We start from the raw sequence: 19551 nt of genomic DNA on the forward strand, positions 1-19551 counted from the left end.
GTACTTGGCCAGCATAGCAGGCGGTCGGCATCTGGCAAGGGCGACGTTTCCACGCATGATCGATGCCACTTGGCATGCCGTGCCGCGGGCCGGGCCTGGCTGGCTATGAAAACCCTTTCCGTGTAGAGTTTCTGGCCATGTTCCCCGTGCCTGGAGAGTGCCTTGAGCCTGCGTCTGCAAGCCCGACGGCTGGCCTGTGAGCGAGACGACCGCTGGCTGTTTCGCGATCTCGATCTGGAGATCCGCGCCGGTGAGATCCTGCGCGTCGAAGGGCCCAACGGCAGCGGCAAGACCACCCTGCTCAAGATCCTCTCCGGCCAGCTGATGGACCACGAGGGCGAGGTGCTGTGGAACGGCGCGCCGCTGCGCCGGGCGCGACGCGACTTCCTCGCCAATCTGCTGTATCTGGGCCATGCCCCGGGCGTGAAGACGGCACTGACGCCGCTGGAGAACCTCGCCTGGTACCAGGCGTTGGCCGGCGAACGTGGCGACGAGCCGACGCGCCTGGCGGCGCTAGAGCGGTTCGGGCTGGCCGGCTTCGAGGATCTGCCCGCCGCCCAGCTGTCCGCGGGGCAGCAGCGCCGCGTGGCGCTGGCCCGGCTGGAGCTGACGCCGCGTCCGCTGTGGGTGCTCGACGAGCCCTTCACCGCCATCGACCGGGACGGTGTGATCGCCCTCGAGGCGCGCCTCGAGGCGCACACCGAGCGCGGCGGTGGCGTGCTGGTCACCACGCATCACGAGCTGCGAGCCTCGACGCGCCTGCGCCGCCTGGCGCTGGGCGAGGGGGGCGGCGATGTCGAAGGCTGAGTCGCGGACGGCCCCGCTGCCCGAAGCCGGTGAAGCATCGGTCGGACTCGCGATCGCCTGGCGGGCGACCCTGCATCGCGATCTGATGCTGCGGCTGCGCCGCCCTGGCGAGGTGCTGAACCCGCTGGCGTTCTTCGCCCTGGTGATCACGCTGTTTCCGATCGGCATCTCACCGGCGGCCTCGCTGCTGGCGACCATTGCCCCGGGCCTGCTGTGGGTGGCGGCGCTGCTGGCGGCGCTGCTGTCGCTGGACGGCGTGTTCCGCGACGATGCCGAGGACGGTAGCCTGGAGCAGCTGCTGCTCTCGCCCCAGCCCCTGTCGGTGCTGGCCCTGGCCAAGGTGGCGGCGCACTGGCTGCTGACCGGGCTGCCGCTGGCGCTGATGGCGCCGCTGCTGGGCGTGATGCTGTCGCTGCCGGCAGGCAGCTACGGCGTGCTGGCGCTGTCGCTAGCGCTGGGCAGCGCCAGCCTGAGCCTGATCGGGGCCATCGGTGCCGCGCTTACCGTCGGCGTGGCCCGGGGCGGGGTGCTGCTCTCGCTGCTGGTGCTGCCGCTCTACATTCCGGTGCTGGTCTTCGGCGCCGGTGCCGTGCAGGCGGCGATCCAGGGCGGCAACGTGGCCGCCCATCTGGCCATTCTCGGCGCCCTGCTGGCGGCGGCGCTGATCTTTTCGCCCTTCGCGATCGCGGCGGCGCTGCGCATCAGTCTCAACGGTTGAGGTTTCGACGGCATCATGTGGGCCTTCCTTCACAAGCTCGGCTCTCCCAGGAGCTTCTACGCCATCACCGAGCGGTGGCTGCCGCCGTTATGGCTGGCGGCGGTGGCGCTGATCCTGGTCGGCGGTGTCTGGGGGCTGGCCTTCGCGCCGGCCGACTATCAGCAGGGCAACAGCTTTCGCATCATCTACGTTCACGTGCCGGCGGCCTTCCTCGCCCAGTCGATCTTCGTCACCATGGCGGTGGCGGGTCTGGTGTTCATGGTCTGGAAGATCAAGCTGGCCGACATGGCGGCGGCGATGATGGCGCCGCTGGGGGCCGGCATGACCTTCGTGGCGCTGTTCTCCGGCGCCGTCTGGGGTGTGCCCACCTGGGGCACCTGGTGGCAGTGGGACGCGCGGCTGACCTCGATGCTGATCCTGCTGTTCCTCTATATCGGCGTGATCGCTCTGCGCGGCGCCTTCGCCAGCCGCGACGGCGGGGCCCGGGCGGCCTCGGTGCTGGCCATGGTCGGCGTGATCAACATCCCGATCATCAAGTTCTCGGTGGACTGGTGGTACACCCTCCATCAGACGGCCAGCTTCTCGATTACCGAGAAGCCGGCCATGCCGGCCTCGATGTGGCTGCCGCTGCTGCTCATGGTGCTCGGCTTCTATGCCTTCTTCATCGCCGTGACCCTGACGCGCACCCGCAGCGAGATCCTGCGCCGGGAGTCGTCCAAGCGCTGGGTGCGCGAGCTGATCGAGGAGGGGCACTGATGGCCTTCGAGTCGCTGTCCGAGTTCCTCGCCATGGGGGGGCACGCCCCCTATGTCTGGAGCGCCTACGGCGCCACCGTCGCGCTGCTGCTGGGCGTGGGCTGGCATGCCCGGGCCGAGCGCCGGCGGGTGATGCGCGACCTCGCGCGCCGCGTCCGTCGCGAACGGCGTCAGGCCGAGGTGGCCGATGCTTCCCACGATGAGAGGGCGCCCCGATGAGAGCCAAACGCAAGCAGAAACTCTACGCGATCCTGGGATTGGTCACGCTGGCCGCCATGGCCGTGGGGCTGACGCTCTATGCCCTGCGCAGCAATATCAACCTGTTCTTCAGCCCGGTGCAGATCGCCGAGGGCAAGGCCCCGCTGGAGCGACAGATCCGCGCCGGGGGCATGGTCAAGAAGGGCAGCGTGGCCCGTGATCCTGACAGCCTGGCCGCCACCTTCACGGTCACCGACTACGTCGAGGACCTGGAAGTGCGCTACCGCGGCATCCTGCCCGACCTGTTCCGCGAGGGGCAGGGCGTGGTGGTAATGGGCGAGTTGCAGCCCGAGGGCTGGCTTCGTGCCGACAAGGTACTGGCCAAGCACGACGAGAACTACATGCCTCCCGAGGTCGCCCAGGCCCTGAAAGACGCCGGCTACTCGCCGGAGGACTACCAGGACAAGGCCGCCGAGGTGGGTGAACGGCCCGCGGCCGAGGACTGATCTGGAGATGCCATGCTGACCCCGATGATCCCCGAAATCGGCCACTTCGCGCTGATCATCGCGCTGCTGATGGCCGCGCTGCAGGCCACGGTGCCGCTGGCCGGCGCGGCCACCCGGCGGCCGCTGTGGATGGCCTATGCCCGGCCCATGGCCGCCGGGCAGTTCCTGTTCCTGATCGTTGCCTACGCCTGCCTGACCGCCAGCTTCCTGCTCGACGACTTCAGCGTGGCCACCGTGGCCGAGAATTCCAACTCGCTGCTGCCCTGGTACTACAAGGCCAGCGCGGTGTGGGGCAACCATGAGGGCTCGGTGCTGCTGTGGAGCCTGATCCTCGGCGCCTGGACCTTCGCCGTCAGCCGCTTCTCCCGCGAGCTGCCCCGCGACATGCTGGCCCGGGTGCTGGGCGTGATGGGGCTGGTGTCCACCGGGTTTTTGACCTTCGTGCTGATCACCTCCAACCCCTTCGCTCGGCTGCTGCCCAATCCGCCCGCCGACGGCGTCGACCTGAATCCGCTGCTGCAGGACGTCGGCCTGATCATTCACCCGCCGATGCTCTACATGGGTTACGTGGGGTTCTCGGTGGTGTTCGCCTTCGCCATCGCCGCGCTGCTCGGCGGCCGCCTGGACGCCGCCTGGACCCGCTGGGCGCGGTCCTGGACCAACGTCGCCTGGGCGTTTCTCTCGGTAGGCATCGCGCTGGGCAGCTGGTGGGCCTACTACGAGCTGGGCTGGGGCGGCTGGTGGTTCTGGGACCCGGTGGAGAACGCCTCGCTGCTGCCGTGGCTGGCCGGCACCGCGCTGATCCACTCGCTGGCGGTGACCGAGAAGCGCGGTGCCTTCAAGAGCTGGACGGTGCTGCTGGCGATCTCCACCTTTTCGCTGTCGCTGATGGGCACCTTCCTGGTGCGCTCCGGGGTGCTGACCTCGGTGCACGCCTTCGCCAACGACCCCTCCCGCGGGCTGTTCATCCTGGTGCTGCTGGGCATCACCGTGGGTGCCTCGCTGCTGCTGTTCGCCCTGCGCGCGCCGCGGGTCAGCCAGCGCGCCGGCTTCACCTGGCTGTCCCGCGACGCGCTGCTGCTGGTCAACAACATCCTGCTGGTGATCATGACGGTCACCGTGCTGCTCGGCACCGTCTATCCGCTGCTGCTCGACGCCCTGAACCTGGGCAAGATCAGCGTCGGCCCGCCCTATTTCAACACCCTGTTCGTGCCGCTGACGGTGATCCTGTGCCTGTTCATGGGGCTGGGCCCGCTGTCGAACTGGAAGCGCACCCGGGCCCGCGAGCTGGCCCGCCGGGTGTGGCTCGCCGGCGCCGCGGCGCTGGTCATCGGGCTGCTGGCGCCGCTGGTCTACGGCGGCGAGTGGAACCTCAAGGTCACGCTGGGGCTGGTGGCGGCGCTGTGGGTGGTGCTGCCGCTGGTACGCGACCTGTGGGACAAGAGCCGCCACAGTGAAGGACGCCTGGCCGGCCTGCGGCGGCTGTCGCTGGCCCACTGGGGCATGGTGCTGGGCCATCTGGGCCTGGCGGTGACCATCGTCGGCGTCACCGTGGTGTCGAACTATGCCGTGGAGCGCAACGTGCGCATGGCGGTGGGCGACAGCGTCGAAGTGGCCGGCTACACCTTCGCCATGACCGACCTCGGCCATCGCCGCGGGCCCAACTACGTCGCCGACGCCGCGCGCCTCGAGGTGCGGCGCGGCGACAGCGAGCGCAGCTTCGCCATGACCCCGGAGAAGCGCGTCTACCTCGCGCGTGGCATGCCGATGACCGATGTGGCGCTGCGTCCTGGGCTGTTCCGCGACCTCTACGTGGCCATGGGCGAGGACCTGGGTGACGGCAGCTGGGCGCTGCGCATCCAGGTCAAGCCCTTCGTGCGCTGGCTGTGGCTGGGCGCGCTGCTGATGGCGCTGGGCGGCGTGCTGGCGGTGATCGACCGCCGCTACCGGCGTGCCGCTACCGCGCCCGATCCCGAACGCCACGTCCGGGAGGTGAACGCATGAAGCGTCGTCTGTTGCTGCTGCTGCCGCTGGCCGGCTTCCTGGTGCTGACGGTGTTCCTCTACCGTGGGCTGTCGATCAATCCCGCCGAGCGTGACTCGGCGCTGGTCGAGCGGCCCTTTCCGGCGTTCTCGCTGACCACCCTGGGCGACCCCGGCCGCACCCTCGACGACTCGCTGATGCAGGGGCAGGTCACCCTGGTCAACGTCTGGGGCGAGTGGTGCCCGACCTGCAAGCAGGAGATGCCCCAGCTGCTCGAGCTCGCCGACCGCGGCGTGCGCCTGGTGGGCGTCGACTACAAGGACACCCGCGAGAAGGGCCGCGAGTTCCTGGCCGAGTTCGGCAACCCCTTCGAGGTCAGCCTGTTCGACCCCGAGGGCAGCCTGGGCTTCGATCTCGGCGTCTACGGCGCGCCGGAGAGCTTTCTGGTCGACGCCGAGGGCGTGATCCGCTATCACCACACCGGCTATATCTCTCCTCGGGATGTCGAGCAGGTGATCCTGCCGGAGGTGACGAAATGGCAGGACTGATCCGCGTGCTGCTGTTGCTGGCCCTGCTGGGGCCGGCGTTGGCGCAGGCCGCCATCGAGGTGCGCGACTTCGACGACCCGGTGATGCGCGATCGCTTCGCGTCGCTGACGTCGACCCTGCGCTGCCCCAAGTGCCAGAACCAGGCGATCGGTGATTCCGACTCGCCGATCGCCGGCGACATGCGCGAGCGCGTCTTTGAGCAGCTGCAGGCGGGACGTTCCGACAAGGAGATCGTCGACTTCATGGTGCGTCGCTTCGGCGACTACGTGCTCTATAACCCGCGCCTCGAGGGCCGCACCCTGCTGCTGTGGGGGCTGCCGGTGGCGCTGGTGCTCGGCGGCGGGCTGCTGGTGGCGCTGCTGGTGCGGGCGCGCCGGCGGGCCTCGGCCAGGGCGTTGAACGACGACGAGCGAGCCCGGCTGAATGCCCTGCTCGAGCGGGAGGACGATCGATGACGGCACTGTGGATCGCCTTCGCCCTGCTGCTGGTGCCGGCGCTGTGGCTGCTGGTGCTGCCGCTGCGCCGCGCCGGCGCCGTGGCCCGAGCGCTGTCCGACGACGAGGCCAGCGACCGTACCAATCGGCAGAACGTCGCCGTCTATCGGCGTCGGCTGGCCTCCCTGGCGGCGGCCCGCGAGCGCGGCGAGATCGACGACGCGCGCTTCGACGAGGATCGCCTCGAGCTCGAGCGCAGCCTGCTCGACGACACCGCGGCGGCGTCACGCTCGCCGCTCAAGCCGGCCCGCGCCGGGCGCTGGCTGGTGCCGCTGGCAATGGTCGTCCTGGTGGTGGCCAGCGCCGGCTGGTACCGCTGGGAGGGCGCCGAGGGCGACCTGGCGCTGTATCGTCTCCAGCAGCAGGCCATGGCCGATCCCGAGGCGTCGCTGCCGCAGCTGCTCCAGCGCCTGGAAACCGAGGCCGCGCGTCAGCCCGACAATCCCAACGTCTGGCGCTCGCTGTACCCGCTGTATCGCGACAGCGGGCGTGTCGACAAGGCCGACCACGCCCTGACCCGGCTGCTCGCGCTCGAGGGGCGTCGTCCCTGGCTGCTGGCCGAACTGGCCCAGTTGCGGTATTTTGCCGCCGGCCGTGAGCTGACGCCGGGCGTGCAGGCGCTGGTCGACGAGGCCCTGGCCGCCGATCCGGCCCAGCCGACGGTGCTCGGCCTGCTCGGCATCGAGGCCTTCGAGAACGCCGATTACGAGACCGCCATCGACCGCTGGCGCCGGGCCATCGCCGGCATGAACGACGCCGAGTCTGCCGAGGCGCTGCGCCAGGGCATCCGCACCGCCCAGCGCCGCCTGGAGCAGAAGCCGAACGCCGCCGAGGGCGCGAGCATCCGCGTGCGTGTGAGCCTGGCGCCCGAGCTGGTCGATCGTCTGGCCCCGGGCACCGCGGTGTTCGTGGTGGCCCGTGACACCGCCGGCGAACTGCCGCCGCTGGCGGTGGCGCGCACCACGCTGGGCGCGCTGCCGACCGTCCTGACCCTCGACGACGGCGACGCCATGGCGCCCATCGCCCGGCTGTCCCAGGTCGACGAGGCACGTCTGGTGGCACGGGTCTCGGCCAGCGGACAGGCCGACCCGCAGCCCGGTGACCTGGTCGGGCGCCACGCCGCGGTAGCGGTCGGCGCGAGCGACGGCGACCCGGTAGAACTGATCATCGACACCATCGTGGAATAACGCATGCGACTGAAGTCGATACGCCTGGTGGGCTTCAAGTCGTTCGTCGACCCCATCACCGTGCCCTTCGACGGCAACATGACCGCCATCGTCGGTCCCAACGGCTGTGGCAAGTCCAACATCATCGACGCCGTGCGCTGGGTCATGGGGGAATCCTCCGCCAAGACCCTGCGCGGCGAGTCGATGACCGACGTCATCTTCAACGGCTCCACCGGCCGCAAGCCGGTGGGCCAGGCCTCCATCGAGCTGCTGTTCGACAACCGCGACGGCACCATGGGCGGTCCCTACGCCCAGTACGCGGAGATCTCGGTCAAGCGCCAGGTCACCCGCGAGGCGCAGTCCACCTACTTCTTCAACGGCCAGAAGTGCCGCCGCCGGGACATCTCCGACCTGTTCCTCGGCACCGGCCTGGGGCCGCGCTCCTACGCCATCATCGGCCAGGGCATGATCTCGCGGCTGATCGAGTCGCGCCCCGAGGAGCTGCGCGCCACCCTCGAGGAAGCCGCCGGCATCTCCAAGTACAAGGAGCGCCGCCGCGAGACCGAGAACCGCATGCGCCGCACCCAGGAGAACCTGGAGCGTCTGGAGGACATCCGCGAGGAGCTCGACAAGCAGCTCGAGCGCCTCAAGCGCCAGGCCGACGCGGCGCGCCGCTACCAGACCCTCAAGCAGGAGGAGTACCGGCTCAAGGGCGAGCTGGCGCTGCTGCGTGGCCGCGCCCTGCGTGCCAGCCAGGGCGAGGAGGAGAGCCGCGTGCGCGAGCTCGAGACCTCGGTGGAGCGCGAGGTGCTGGGCCTCAGGCAGTGCGAGACGCGCCTCGAGGAGGCCCGCGCCGAGCACGACCGCCTGGCCTCCGAGCTCGAGGGCTACCAGAACCGCTTCCATGAGACCACCACCGCCATCGCCCGGCTGGAGCAGGACCTGGAGCACACCCGCTCCCGGGACCAGCAGCTGGCCCAGGACCTGGAGGCCGCCCGCCGCGAGCTCGCCGACCTCGACCGCCTCGGCGAGGACGACGGCGAGCGCCTGATGCGCCTCGACGAGCGCCTCGAGACCCTGGGCCCCGAGCAGGAAGAGGTCGCCGAGCGCCTGGCCGAGCTGGAGGCCGCCCTCGAGGAGGCCGAGCCGCTGGCCGAGCAGGCCGACGCCGACTGGGAAGCCTTCGGCGAGACCTGGCAGGTCGACAGCCGCGAGGCCGAGCGCGCCCAGGACCGCCTGCGCGAGCAGGAGGCGACCCTGGAGCGTCTCGAGGGCGACGCCCGCAAGCGCCGCCAGCAGCGCGAGGAGCTGCCCGACATCGCCGGCCTCGAGGCTCAGCGCGCCGAGGTCGCCGAGCGCCTGGCCGAGCTCGAGGAGCGTCTGGCCGAACGCGAGGAACGGCGCGAGCAGTGGCAGGCCGATCGCGACACCGCCCGTGAGTCGGTGCGCGAGGCCGAGGCCGCCCGCGAGACCGATCGCCAGCGTCGCAGCACCCTGCAGGGCGAGCTGGCCTCGCTCGAGGCGCTGATCCAGGCCGCACTGGCCGATCATGACGAGACCCTCGATGCGCACCTGGCGGCCCGGGGACTGGCCGAGGCGCCGCGCCTCGGCGAGCGCCTCGAGGTCGAGGGCGGCTGGGAGGACGTCGTGTCCTGGGTGCTGGCGCCCTGGCTGCGCGCTCGTCTGGCCTCGCTGTCCGAGGGCGACGGCGTGCTGCCCCTCGAGTTGGCCCCGGAGCTGGGGCTGCTCGAGGACGCCGAGCGCGAGGCCCCAACCGGCAGCCTGGCCGCCAAGGTGTCGGGCGCCGGCGCCGCGGCCCAGTGGCTCGCCGGGGTGCGCTGCGTGGACAGCCGCGAGCAGGCCTGGGCCGAGCGTGCCACCCTGGCCCCCGGCGAGAGCCTGATCACCGCCTGCGGGCTGTGGGTCGGCGACGGCTGGGCGCGTCACCGCGGCCATGACGAAGGCCCGGACGCGCTGCTGGTCAGCCGCCGTCGCGAGGCCGAGGTGCGCGAGGAGCTCGCCGCCGTGGAGGAGCGCCTCGAGGCCCAGGAAACACGCCTGGCCGAGGCCGGCGAGCGCGTCGAGAAGGCCGAGGAGAGCCTCGAGGCGGTGCGCCTCGAGGAGCGCGATCTCGAGCAGCAGCGCCAGCAGCTGGCGGTGCAGGACAGTGGCCTGGCCAGCCGGCTCGAGCACCTGCAGGGACGGGCCGGCGAGCTTGCCGAGGAGATCGAGGGGCTGGCCGAGTCGGCCGAGGAGACTCGGCTGGCGATCGAGGAGACCCGCGAGCACTGGCAGGCGGCCATGGAGCGCCTCGAACGCGGTGCCGAGACCCGCGAGCGCCTGGAGCGGGCGCGTCAGCAGGCCCGGGAGCGCCTGACCCAGCTGCGCAGTCAGCGCCAGCCGCTGGCCGAGCAGTCCCAGCGGCTGGCGCTGGAGCATCAGCGGCTGACCACAGAGCGTGCCGGCCTGGCCGAGCAGCAGGGGCGTGCCGGCGAGGCCCGGCAGCGTCTCGAGCTGCGCTGCGCCGAACTCGAGGAGGCCCGCGAGGGGCTGCACGAGCCGGACGAGGAGCGCCGCGAGCGCCTCGAGGAGCTGCTGCACCGCCGCGAGCGCGAGGAGCGCGAGCTCAACGCGGCGCGCTCACGGGCCGCCGAGCTGGTGGAGCGGCTGCGCGAGGACGAGCAGAGTCGCCAGGGCCACGAGCGCCAGCTCGAGGGCATCCGCGAGCGGCTGCAGGAAGCGCGCATGCAGGTCCAGGCGCTGGCGCTCAAGGCAGAGACCCAGGACGAGCAGCTCAAGGAACTGGGCCATGATGCCGATGCCCTGACCGAGGAGCTCGATCCCAACGCCACCGAGTCGGCCTGGCAGACCCGCCTCGAGGAGGTCGGCGAGCGCATTCGCCGGCTGGGCGCCATCAACCTGGCGGCCATCGAGGAGTACGACCAGCAGGCCGAGCGGCGCGACTATCTGGAGGCCCAGCACCGCGAGCTCAGCGAGGCGCTGGAGACCCTCGACCGGGCGATCCGTCGCATCGACCAGGAAACCCGGACCCGCTTCCGCGATACCTTCGAGCGAGTCAACGTCGGTCTGCAGACGCTTTTCCCCAAGGTCTTCGGCGGTGGGACCGCATGGTTGACGCTGACCGGCGACGATTTGCTGGAGACCGGTGTGGCGATCATGGCGCGTCCTCCCGGCAAGAAGAACAGCACCATTCATCTGCTCTCCGGGGGAGAAAAGGCGCTGACCGCGTTGTCCATGGTGTTCGCGATCTTCCAGCTCAATCCGGCACCCTTTTGCATGCTCGACGAGGTGGATGCTCCTCTCGATGATGCCAATGTCGGACGCTACGCCAAGCTGGTGAAGGAGATGTCGGACTCGGTGCAGTTCATCTACATCACCCACAACAAGATCGCCATGGAAGCCTCCGAGCGATTGATGGGGGTGACCATGCAAGAGCCCGGGGTGTCGCGCCTGGTGGCGGTGGGTGTCGAGGAAGCGGCAGCCCTGGCCGAGGCGTGATGGACTTGAACGCCGTGGGCAAACGGGTTAACAAGGAACAAAAGCGAGATAGCATCGCATGGTGACGAAGGGATTCTTGGAGGGCGATTGCGCAGGACCGATGCAAGTTCGGCCACAAAAAGGCGAGCTTGACAATCAAAATTATTGGTCCTTTTTCGGGCAATCGCGCTATGCTGTTCACGGAAACCATCAGGCATGGCGCCTTAGCAAAAAGGCATGACGACCCATGGAACTTAGAGAGTGGCTGATCATACTGGGACTGGCACTGGTGACGCTGATCGTCATCGACGGCGTGCGTCGCCTGCAGCGCCAGCGCCGCGTGCCGCGCCTCGACCAGGCCGGACACGACGCCTCGGACCTCGAGGGGGGCAACGAACGGGACCCCGACGAGGTGGCTCGCGAGGCGGAACTCAACTGGGAGCTGCCCAACGGAGGGGCGCGCGTCGTCAGGCCGGCGGAGGAGCAGGGCGTGAAGCCCAAACCCAAGCTTGAACGCCAGGACCATCCCGGCCCGTCCCGCGTGCTGTCGGAATTCCGCCGCCAGCAGGGCGAGGCGTCGCCGCCCGACCCGACGGAAGCGGTGTCTGCTTCTGCGCGCCGGCCCGAGCCGGCAGCGAGCGCCGAGCCAGAGCGCCGCGAGCCTTCCCTCGGCGACGCTGACCGGCAGGAAGCGGCCGCCGAGCCGCTGGTCGCAGACCCGGCCGACCACGACGGCTATTACGATGAGGAAGACTATCGTCTGGTCGACTTGGAAGGCATGGGCGATTCGCTGAAGAGCGGCTCGAAGAAGGTGGGCTCCTCCGTGCAGCGCTTCGGCGCCTCGCTGCAGAAGGGCATCGCCGAGCGCCGTGACCAGAAGAAGGCGCGTCGCGAGCAGGAGAAGGCCGAGAAAGCCGAAAAGGCCGAGCAGGCGCGCCGCGAACAGGCCGCCCGCCAGCAGCAGGAGGCCGAGGAAGCGGCCCGCCGCCAGCGCGAGGCCGAGGCGCTGGAGGCCGAACGTCGCCAGGCCACCGCGGCCGAGGACGACGATCCGCTGTTCGCGCCGCGTCGCGAGGCATCGATGGCCGAAGCCGGCGCCGAGGAGGCCCCCCGCGATGACGTGGTGCGTGCGCATCCGGTGCTCGAGAAGGCGCTGCGTCACGACGTTCAGGACGCTCATGCCCGCGATGCCCTCGGCGACGCCGAGGAGCTGATCGTGATCAGCGTGATGGCTCGTGACGAGGCCGGTTTCGCCGGCAGTACCCTGCTCGAGCTGATGATGGCCTGCGGCCTGCGCTATGGCCGAGACATGAACATCTTCCATCGCTTCGAGACCGAGGAGCCCGGCAGCGCGCTGCAGTTCTCGATGGTCAACGTGGTCAAGCCGGGGACTTTCCCGCTCGAGGCCATGGACGAGTTCTCCACGCCGGGTGTCACCCTGCTGATGCCGCTGCCGAGCGCCACCGACACCTCGGCGGCCTTCGAGGCGATGGTCGAGACCGCCATGGTCATCGTCCGCCACCTCGGCGGCGAGCTGAAGGACGAGAACATGAGCGTGATGACCGCCCAGACCGTCGAATTTGCCCGCCAGCGGGTGCAGGAGTTCGAGCGGCGTCATCGCCTGCATCGTCAGGTCAACTAGACGCTCGCCTGCCACACGGCACTCAGACGCCCCCCGACGCTATCCCGCCGGGGGGCGTCGCTTTGGTAAGCTAGGCGGCCATGCTGGCTTCGAGGTTCGAGGTTCGAGGTTCGAGGTTCGAAGCCATCGCTTTATATCGAGACACGGATGACATGACCCAGCCCGACCCTTCGATTCAGGACGAGGCGGCGCGTCTGCGCGCCGAGCTCGAGGACGCCAACTACCGCTACTACGTGCTCGATGAGCCGCGCATGACCGACGCCGACTATGATCGTCGGCTGCGCCGCCTGCAGGAGATCGAGGCCGAGTATCCCGAACTGGAGACGCCCGACTCGCCGACCCAGCGGGTCGGCGCCGCCCCGGCGGACGGCTTTCCCGAGATCCAGCACGCAGAGCCCATGCTGTCGCTGAACAACGCCTTCGATGAGGACGAGCTGGCGGCCTTCGCCAAACGGGTCGCCGACCGCCTGGAGGCCGATCCCGAGCATCTGGCCTTCTGCTGCGAGCCCAAACTCGACGGCGCCGCCGTGTCCCTGGTCTACGAGAACGGCGAGCTTTCCGCCGGCGTGACCCGGGGCGACGGCCGCACCGGCGAGGGCATCACCTCCAACCTGCGGACCCTGAAGTCGATCCCGCTGAAACTGCGCGGCAAGGAATGGCCCGATCGACTGGAGATCCGTGGCGAGGTCACCATGCGCCACGCCGAGTTCGAGGCCATGAACGAGCGGGCGCGCGCCGAGGACACCAAGGTCTTCGCCAACCCGCGCAACGCCGCCGCCGGCAGCCTGCGCCAGCTCGACCCGCGCGTCACCGCCACCCGACCGCTGGAATTTACCGCCTATCAACTGGTTGGCCAGGATATGGCGAGCCTCTCCAATATCGACACGCCGACTCATAGTCAGCAGATGGCGCTGCTTCGTGAGTGGGGCTTCCGGGTCAATGCCGAGCTCGAGGTCGTCCATGGTGCCAATGGCATCATCGACTACTGCCGCCGCCTCGGCGAGAGGCGCGACGGCTTGGGCTACGACATCGACGGCGCGGTGATCAAGATCGACGACCTGCGCCTGCAGCGGGAGCTGGGCTTCGTGGCCCGGGCGCCGCGCTGGGCGATCGCCTTCAAGTTCCCCGCCCAGGAGCAGATCACGCGGCTCAACGACGTCGAGTTCCAGGTCGGCCGCACCGGTGCCATCACCCCGGTGGCGCGGCTGGAGCCGGTCTCGGTGGCCGGCGTCACGGTCTCCAACGCCACCCTGCACAACGCCGACGAGATCGCGCGCCTCGGGGTGATGATCGGCGACACCGTGGCCGTGCGCCGGGCCGGCGACGTCATCCCCCAGGTGGTGCGCGTCCAGCTCGACGAGCGCCCCGAGGACGCTCGCGAGATCGTCTTCCCCGAGCGCTGCCCGGTGTGCGACTCGCAGATCGAGCGCCTCGAGGACGAGGCGGTGGCACGCTGCTCGGGCGGGCTCTACTGCGCCGCCCAGCGCAAGGAGGCGCTCAAGCACTTCGCCAGCCGCCGGGCGCTGGACATCGAGGGCCTCGGCGAGAAGCTGATCGATGGACTGGTCGAGCGCGACTGGGTGAAGACCCCGGCGGACCTGTTCGCCCTCGAGGCCGAGCGCCTGGCCACGCTGCCGCGCATGGGCGAGAAGTCCTCCGAGAATCTGGTGGCGGCGCTGGAGAAGGCCAAGGCGACGACGCTTTCGCGCTTTATCTACGCGCTGGGTATCCGCGAGGTGGGCGAGGCCACCGCCGCCAATCTGGCGCGCCACTTCGGCACCCTCGAGGCGCTGATGGACGCCGAGCGCGAGGCACTGGAGGCGGTGGACGACGTCGGCCCCATCGTCGCCGCCCACGTGCACACCTTCTTCCAGCAGCCGCACAACCGCGAGACGATCCAGGCGCTGCTCGACGCCGGGCTGCGCTGGGAGGAGGCCGAGGTCGAGGCCGGCCCCACACCGCTGGAAGGCCAGACCTGGGTGCTCACCGGCACCATGGAAAGCATGACCCGGGACCAGGGCAAGGCGCGTCTGCAGGCGCTGGGGGCCAAGGTCTCCGGCAGCGTGTCGAAGAAGACCGCCTGCCTGGTGGCCGGCGAGGCCGCCGGCAGCAAGCTGACCAAGGCCGAACAGGCCGGCGTCGAGGTGATCGACGAGGCGACCTTTATCGAGCGCCTCGCGAGCTGGGAAAGCGGCCAGACGCCACAGGAAACGCAGGAGGACGACGCATGAGCGGAGACCGTTTCGTCGAAGTGCCCTATCGCATGCTGCCGGGGGAGACCCTGGACGGACTGCTGGAGGCCTTCGTCACCCGCCAGGGCTACGACACCACCGACACCGGCGAGGGCATGAGCGGCTGGGTCGGCGAGCTGCGCCTCCAGCTGGAACGCGGCGAGCTGATCATCGCCCACGACCTGCGCACCGAGACCACCGAGGTGATGACCCTGGCCCAGTGGCGGGCCTTCGGACGGGATCTGGCCGACGACGAAGAGGAAGGTTGATCCCGCGAGTCGAGTGCTCGAACGCAAACGGCGCCCCGAGGGGCGCCGTTGTCGTTGGAATGAGGTTCGCCTCAGGCGAACAGCAGCGGTACCACCACGCTGGAGATCAGCAGGATCAGGGCGCCGCCGAGGCGCGAGGAGATCTGCGCGAAGGGCATCAGCGACATGCGACGCGCCGCGGACAGCACCGCCACGTCACCGGTGCCGCCCATGTTGGCCATGCACAGGCCGGCGGTGATGGCCGACTCGATCGGGTAGAAGCCCACCAGCTTGCCGACCAGGCCGGCGCCGAAGGCCGCGCCGGCGACCACGGCGAACACGATCAGCACGTAGGTCAGCGAGATGGCGTCGATCACCTGGCCGAGGTCGGTGTAGGCGATGCCGATGCCGAACAGCAGGGCGAAGGTCCAGTTGCGGGCGACGAACTGGAACCACTGGGCGGCAGACTCGGTGACCGACGCCGGCAGCACATCGCACACCTTGAGCGCCGCGACCAGCACGATCATCAGCGCATAGGGATGCAGCGGGATGAAGGTGCCGAGGATCTGGCCGGCGGTGAACAGGGTCAGTGCGGCGACGACGCCCACGCCCAGCTTGCCGAGGTCGAGGATGTGCTCGGGGTCCTCGACGTCGACGCCGGGCATCATCTGGCCGTCGCCGGTCAGCCCCGGGAAGCGCTTGCCCAGGCCGTTGAGCAGGCCGGCGATGATGATCGCGAAGACGTTGCCCAGCGCCAGGGCCGGCACCAGGATCGAGATGTAGTAGCTGGCCGGCTGGCCCAGCAGTTGCTCGTAGATCTGACTCATCGGCACCGCGCCGGCGCCCATGCCGCCGCCGAGGATCGGCATGGCGATCACCACCACCGCGTCCTGGACCGAGAATCCGAGCAGGGCGCCCACGATAACGGCGAACAGCGAGGCGCCGAGTACCGCACAGCACAGCGGCAGGGCGTAGCGCGAGCCGACCTTGACCAGCACCTTGGAATCCATGCCGAGGATGCTGCCGGTGATCAGCGCGGCGATATAGAAGTTGAGGAAGCCGCCGCCCTTCATGAAGGCGGTGACGTTATCGACCACCGGGGTCGGCAGCCAGCCGAGATAGACGAAGGTAGCCGCGCCGAAGATCGCCAGGATGGCGCCACCGCCGAGATAGGTCTTGACGATCGGCAGGCGGTCGCCGATGAAGCCCAGCAGCTCGCCGAGCAGCATCATCACCAGCAGGGCGCCGATCATGCCGGTGGGCAGGCTGTCGGTGGCGGTCGCCGCCACCATCACCGCCAGGGCGAGGGCGAAGAACGGCAGCGGCATGCCGAAGATGCGCTGGGCGAGCCAGCCGCTCGAGGTCGCGGACGGCGTCGCGACGGTGTCCGTCAGAGATTGACTCATGGCAGCTCTCCTTGGGGATGTCGGCCACGCGCAGAGCACGGGGCATCGTTGTTCGAAACTCGTCCGGAGGGGCTTGATCGCCACCGGGCGAAGGGCTGGCGTCGAGCATAGGCTTCCCACGAGCCGCGCCAAGATTGCGCAACTTGTTAAAGCGTTCCGAAACTATTGAAAATGGCGGCTCGCTTGACGGCACACCGCCGCCGTGTAGGGAATGCCACCAAGGTCGAATCCCGGCCAACAATCCCCTTTGCCCGATTCCGCTGGAGCCCTCGCCATGCCTCGTCCTCGCCTGCGCCTGAACACCTGGATCTCGCTGCTGGTCGCGGTGATGGTGGTGCTGTCGCTGGGGCTCGCGCTGTGGTTGTTCACGACTCAGCTGCGCGATGCCCTGGAGCAGGATCAGGCCACGCGGGTCACCGATCTGGCGCGGACGATTGCCGCCGAGCCGGAGGTTCAGGCGGCGCTGGTCGGGGGCGGGAACACGCCGTCCGCCGACGGTGCCCTCCAGGCGCGCCTCGATGGTCTGCGGCGCGCGCTGGGGGTCGACTTCATCGTGGTGATGGACGCGGCTGCGATCCGCCTGACGCACCCGGACCCCGAGCGTATCGGCCGGCACTTCCAGGGCGGCGACGAGGGACGAGCGCTGGCCGGCGAGACCTATCACTCCCGGGCCGAGGGCACCCTGGGCACCAGCATCCGCGGCTTCGCCCCGGTGCAGGCCGCGAACGGCGAGGTGGTCGGCGCGGTCTCGGTGGGCGTCACCCTGACCTCGCTGGCGCCGCTGCTGGCCGACAACCGGCGCGACGTGATCCTCGGCGTGCTGGCGCTGATGCTCATCGGCGGGCTGGCGGCGCGCGGGCTCGCGCGCACCATCAAGCGCGTGCTGCTGGGCCTCGAGCCGCATCAGATCGCGCGGCTGGTCGAGGAGCGCCAGGCGATGCTGGCCTCGGTGCACGAGGGCATTCTGGCGGTCGACCGCCAGGCGCGTATCACCCTGGCCAATCCGGCCGCCCGCCGACTGCTGGCCGAGGCCGGGCTGGGCGAGCCGACGACGGGGGCGCTGGTGGCCGATTACCTGCCGCACAGCGGCCTGCCCGAGATGCTGGACGGCGGGGAAGACGGCGAGAGCGAGCTCGATCGCGAACTCGACCTCAACGGCCAGCTGGTGCTGGCCAACCGGCTGCCGATCCATCATCGCGGCCGGGTGATCGGCGCCATCGCCACCTTCCGCGACAAGAGCGAGGTCAATGCCCTGGCCGAGCAGCTCACCGGGGTCAGCCGCTACGCCGAGGCGCTGCGCGCCGCCACCCACGAGTTCAAGAACCAGCGTCATGTGATGCTGGGCTTGGCGCAGATGGGCGATCTCGATAGTCTGCGCGGCTATCTGGGCGAACTGGACGATCATCGCCTGGCGCCGGGCATGGCCTTGGTGGAAGGCGTGGCCGATCCGGTGATCGCCGGCTTCCTGCTCGGCAAGCGCAGCGAGGCCCGTGAGCGCGGCGTGGAACTCGAGGTGCGTCTCGACACTCCGATGCCCGAGCTCGGCGAGGCGATGCTGGTCCACACCCTGGTCACGGTGCTCGGCAACCTGCTGGAGAACGCCTTCGATGCCGTCGAGGGGCGCGGCGAGCGGCGGGTGACGCTGACCGTGGAGGCGGACGAGGCGCTGGTCGCCCTGCACGTTCAGGACACCGGCGGCGGCATCGACCCGGGCATTCGCGAACGGCTGTTCGAGGCCGGCGTTTCCACCAAGGGCGAACGTCGCGGCCTGGGGCTCGCCGCGGTGCGCGAGCGGGTCGAGGCTTCCGGCGGCCGTCTGGCGGTCTACAGCGAGGCGGGGCGGGGCACCCTGTTCGAGGTCGAGCTTCCCCTCGAGCGGCAACACGAGAGCGATGCGGGAAGAGAATGATGGGCAACAGTGGTGAGGGAGAGAAACGATGCGCGTGCTGATCGTCGAGGATGACCCCATGGTCATGCGTCTCAACGTCGAGTACCTCAACCGGCTGGACGACATGCAGCTGGTCGCCCAGTGCGAGAGCGTGCCGGCAGCGCTGGAGGTGCTCGAGCGCGAAGACGTGGACCTGGTGCTGCTCGACGTCTATCTGCGCAACCGCAGCGGCCTGGAGGTGGCGCGCCACCTCCAGCGCAGCGGCCGCGACGTGGGCGTGGTGCTGATCACCGCCGCCTCGGAGCTCGACACGGTGCGCGAGGCCTGGCGGCTGGGCGTCAGCGACTACCTGGTCAAGCCATTCGCCTTCGAGCGTTTCCGCGACGCCGTGCTGGCCTGTCGCCAGGCCCGCGATGCGCTGGCCGAGCTGCCCGGCGAGGTGGAGCAGCGCGATATCGACCGGCTGTTCCAGCCCGTGACCCCGGCCACGCCGCGCCGCCGAGGCGACCTGCCCAAGGGCCTGACCGTGCCGACCCTGGCCCGGGTGGCTGCGGCGATCCTGGCCCTGGACGACGACGCCTTCAGCACCGAGGCGCTGCTGCCTGCCACCGCCATGTCGCGGGTTTCGGTGCGCAAGTATCTGAAGTATCTGGCCGAGGTCGAGCTGCTCGACGAGTCTTTCCACTACGGCCAGGTCGGCCGCCCCTCCTTCACCTACCGCTGCCTCGACCGGGGCGCGCTGCAGGCGCTGGCCGCCTCGGCCTGACGGCTCAGGCCGAGGTCCCCGCCAGGAAGACCTCCACGCACCGGCGCGCGCGGGCCTCGCACTGCGCGGCATCGAGCGTCATCGGCCGGCCGAGCAGAGCGTCGAAGTGCCACTCGCCGAGCAGCATGCCCATGAACAGGCCGGCCGCCTCGCGCGGGTCCTCGAGGGTCAGGCGGCCGCGCGCGACCTGGTCGGCCAGATAATCGGCCAGCGCCGCGCGGGTGCGGTCGGGGCCGCGGGTCAGGAACAGCTCGCCGAGCTCGGGCACCCGCTCGGCCTCGAACGCCAGCCCTCTCACCAGACGGATCACGCCCGGCTGCAGGACCAGCGCCAGCATGCGCCGGCCGAGCTCGAACAGCACTTCCTCCGGCGCCTGACGGTCGCGCTGCCCGGCCTCCAGTACCTCCCAGGCGGTGGCGATATGGCGCTCCATGGCCGCGGTGAACAGCCCCTCCTTGTTGCCGAACTGCTTGTACAGCGTGGCCAGCGAGCCGCCGGCCCGTGCCACCACCTCGTTGACGCTGGCCGCGGCGTAGCCCTGCTCGAGGAAAACGTCGCGGGCGGCGTCCAGCAGGCGTTCGCGACGGGCCACGCCGCGAGGGGTGAGGGAAGCATCGGCGCTGTCGGGAGCGTGGCGGGGCATCGGGACTCCTGGGGCGAGTGGCGGTGAGACTGGCGCATTGTATCGCGGCCGTGA

17 protein-coding genes are annotated in these 19551 nt (G+C 69.9%); 15 read left to right on the top strand and 2 right to left on the bottom strand.

Annotated elements, in window-relative coordinates; genetic code table 11:
* Nucleotides 1-162: 162 nt before the first annotated feature.
* The 13 genes from ccmA to MYL53_RS11545 all read left to right on the top strand — a co-directional run bounded on the left by ccmA (nucleotide 163) and on the right by MYL53_RS11545 (nucleotide 14815).
* Complete coding sequence (gene ccmA, locus MYL53_RS11485) at nucleotides 163-807, top strand: cytochrome c biogenesis heme-transporting ATPase CcmA (protein WP_247854094.1); 645 nt, start codon at nucleotides 163-165, stop codon at nucleotides 805-807.
* Complete coding sequence (gene ccmB / locus MYL53_RS11490; protein WP_247854095.1) at nucleotides 794-1525, top strand: heme exporter protein CcmB; 732 nt, start codon at nucleotides 794-796, stop codon at nucleotides 1523-1525. Before ccmA ends, ccmB begins: the two co-directional genes overlap by 14 nt.
* A gap of 15 nt (nucleotides 1526-1540) precedes the next feature.
* Nucleotides 1541-2281 carry a heme ABC transporter permease gene (locus MYL53_RS11495; RefSeq protein ID WP_247854096.1) on the top strand — a complete coding sequence of 247 codons (741 nt, stop codon included), beginning with the start codon at nucleotides 1541-1543 and terminating at the stop codon, nucleotides 2279-2281.
* A complete protein-coding gene (gene ccmD, locus MYL53_RS11500) occupies nucleotides 2281-2499 on the top strand; it encodes a heme exporter protein CcmD (protein WP_247854097.1) in 219 nt (72 codons plus the stop codon). The genes MYL53_RS11495 and ccmD overlap by 1 nt, the downstream gene beginning before the upstream one ends.
* A complete protein-coding gene (ccmE, locus tag MYL53_RS11505) occupies nucleotides 2496-2984 on the top strand; it encodes a cytochrome c maturation protein CcmE (RefSeq protein ID WP_247854098.1) in 489 nt (162 codons plus the stop codon). The genes ccmD and ccmE overlap by 4 nt, the downstream gene beginning before the upstream one ends.
* A gap of 12 nt (nucleotides 2985-2996) precedes the next feature.
* Nucleotides 2997-4988, top strand: a complete 1992-nt coding sequence (locus MYL53_RS11510; protein ID WP_282103514.1) for a heme lyase CcmF/NrfE family subunit — start codon at nucleotides 2997-2999, stop codon at nucleotides 4986-4988.
* Complete coding sequence (locus MYL53_RS11515) at nucleotides 4985-5515, top strand: DsbE family thiol:disulfide interchange protein (RefSeq protein ID WP_247854099.1); 531 nt, start codon at nucleotides 4985-4987, stop codon at nucleotides 5513-5515. Before MYL53_RS11510 ends, MYL53_RS11515 begins: the two co-directional genes overlap by 4 nt.
* The gene (locus MYL53_RS11520) at nucleotides 5503-5970 is read left to right on the top strand and encodes a cytochrome c-type biogenesis protein (RefSeq protein ID WP_247854100.1); all 468 of its coding nucleotides are present in this window, start codon (nucleotides 5503-5505) and stop codon (nucleotides 5968-5970) included. Before MYL53_RS11515 ends, MYL53_RS11520 begins: the two co-directional genes overlap by 13 nt.
* Nucleotides 5967-7196: a c-type cytochrome biogenesis protein CcmI gene (gene ccmI, locus MYL53_RS11525; RefSeq protein ID WP_247854101.1), complete on the top strand. Its 1230-nt coding sequence runs from the start codon at nucleotides 5967-5969 to the stop codon at nucleotides 7194-7196. The genes MYL53_RS11520 and ccmI overlap by 4 nt, the downstream gene beginning before the upstream one ends.
* Before the next feature lie 3 nt (nucleotides 7197-7199).
* Nucleotides 7200-10694 carry a chromosome segregation protein SMC gene (gene smc / locus MYL53_RS11530; protein WP_247854102.1) on the top strand — a complete coding sequence of 1165 codons (3495 nt, stop codon included), beginning with the start codon at nucleotides 7200-7202 and terminating at the stop codon, nucleotides 10692-10694.
* A gap of 226 nt (nucleotides 10695-10920) precedes the next feature.
* Nucleotides 10921-12315, top strand: coding sequence for a cell division protein ZipA (gene zipA / locus MYL53_RS11535; protein WP_247854103.1), 1395 nt, complete (start codon nucleotides 10921-10923; stop codon nucleotides 12313-12315).
* A 152-nt stretch (nucleotides 12316-12467) separates the two neighbouring features.
* Complete coding sequence (ligA, locus tag MYL53_RS11540) at nucleotides 12468-14546, top strand: NAD-dependent DNA ligase LigA (protein ID WP_247854104.1); 2079 nt, start codon at nucleotides 12468-12470, stop codon at nucleotides 14544-14546.
* The gene (locus MYL53_RS11545) at nucleotides 14543-14815 is read left to right on the top strand and encodes a YheU family protein (RefSeq protein WP_247854105.1); all 273 of its coding nucleotides are present in this window, start codon (nucleotides 14543-14545) and stop codon (nucleotides 14813-14815) included. Before ligA ends, MYL53_RS11545 begins: the two co-directional genes overlap by 4 nt.
* A gap of 71 nt (nucleotides 14816-14886) precedes the next feature.
* On the opposite strand, the gene MYL53_RS11550 is transcribed toward MYL53_RS11545, so the two are convergent.
* On the bottom strand, nucleotides 14887-16200 hold the full coding sequence (locus MYL53_RS11550) for a 2-hydroxycarboxylate transporter family protein (protein WP_247854106.1): 1314 nt from the start codon (nucleotides 16198-16200) through the stop codon (nucleotides 14887-14889).
* Nucleotides 16201-16474: 274 nt separating this feature from the next.
* Between MYL53_RS11550 and dcuS the strand changes: the two genes are divergently transcribed.
* Both dcuS and MYL53_RS11560 read left to right on the top strand, forming a co-directional pair.
* The gene (gene dcuS / locus MYL53_RS11555; RefSeq protein WP_247854107.1) at nucleotides 16475-18109 is read left to right on the top strand and encodes a DcuS/MalK family sensor histidine kinase; all 1635 of its coding nucleotides are present in this window, start codon (nucleotides 16475-16477) and stop codon (nucleotides 18107-18109) included.
* A gap of 28 nt (nucleotides 18110-18137) precedes the next feature.
* Complete coding sequence (locus MYL53_RS11560) at nucleotides 18138-18854, top strand: response regulator (protein WP_247854108.1); 717 nt, start codon at nucleotides 18138-18140, stop codon at nucleotides 18852-18854.
* 4 nt (nucleotides 18855-18858) lie between these two features.
* Here MYL53_RS11560 and MYL53_RS11565 read toward each other — a convergent pair whose 3' ends face one another.
* A complete protein-coding gene (locus tag MYL53_RS11565) occupies nucleotides 18859-19497 on the bottom strand; it encodes a TetR/AcrR family transcriptional regulator (protein ID WP_247854109.1) in 639 nt (212 codons plus the stop codon).
* Between the last annotated feature and the right edge of the window lie 54 nt (nucleotides 19498-19551).

Source organism: Halomonas getboli (assembly GCF_023094245.1).
Lineage (GTDB): Bacteria > Pseudomonadota > Gammaproteobacteria > Pseudomonadales > Halomonadaceae > Halomonas > Halomonas getboli.

Coding starts and splice junctions, on each gene's coding strand:
- MYL53_RS11515 (WP_247854099.1), top strand. CDS start 4,985: ATGAAGCGTCGTCTGTTGCTGCTGCTGCCGCTGGCCGGCTTCCTGGTG.
- MYL53_RS11550 (WP_247854106.1), bottom strand. CDS start 16,200: ATGAGTCAATCTCTGACGGACACCGTCGCGACGCCGTCCGCGACCTCG.
- MYL53_RS11510 (WP_282103514.1), top strand. CDS start 2,997: ATGCTGACCCCGATGATCCCCGAAATCGGCCACTTCGCGCTGATCATC.
- ccmI (WP_247854101.1), top strand. CDS start 5,967: ATGACGGCACTGTGGATCGCCTTCGCCCTGCTGCTGGTGCCGGCGCTG.
- ccmE (WP_247854098.1), top strand. CDS start 2,496: ATGAGAGCCAAACGCAAGCAGAAACTCTACGCGATCCTGGGATTGGTC.
- MYL53_RS11565 (WP_247854109.1), bottom strand. CDS start 19,497: ATGCCCCGCCACGCTCCCGACAGCGCCGATGCTTCCCTCACCCCTCGC.
- MYL53_RS11545 (WP_247854105.1), top strand. CDS start 14,543: ATGAGCGGAGACCGTTTCGTCGAAGTGCCCTATCGCATGCTGCCGGGG.
- MYL53_RS11560 (WP_247854108.1), top strand. CDS start 18,138: ATGCGCGTGCTGATCGTCGAGGATGACCCCATGGTCATGCGTCTCAAC.
- smc (WP_247854102.1), top strand. CDS start 7,200: ATGCGACTGAAGTCGATACGCCTGGTGGGCTTCAAGTCGTTCGTCGAC.
- ccmB (WP_247854095.1), top strand. CDS start 794: ATGTCGAAGGCTGAGTCGCGGACGGCCCCGCTGCCCGAAGCCGGTGAA.
- ccmD (WP_247854097.1), top strand. CDS start 2,281: ATGGCCTTCGAGTCGCTGTCCGAGTTCCTCGCCATGGGGGGGCACGCC.
- MYL53_RS11495 (WP_247854096.1), top strand. CDS start 1,541: ATGTGGGCCTTCCTTCACAAGCTCGGCTCTCCCAGGAGCTTCTACGCC.
- dcuS (WP_247854107.1), top strand. CDS start 16,475: ATGCCTCGTCCTCGCCTGCGCCTGAACACCTGGATCTCGCTGCTGGTC.
- zipA (WP_247854103.1), top strand. CDS start 10,921: ATGGAACTTAGAGAGTGGCTGATCATACTGGGACTGGCACTGGTGACG.
- MYL53_RS11520 (WP_247854100.1), top strand. CDS start 5,503: ATGGCAGGACTGATCCGCGTGCTGCTGTTGCTGGCCCTGCTGGGGCCG.
- ligA (WP_247854104.1), top strand. CDS start 12,468: ATGACCCAGCCCGACCCTTCGATTCAGGACGAGGCGGCGCGTCTGCGC.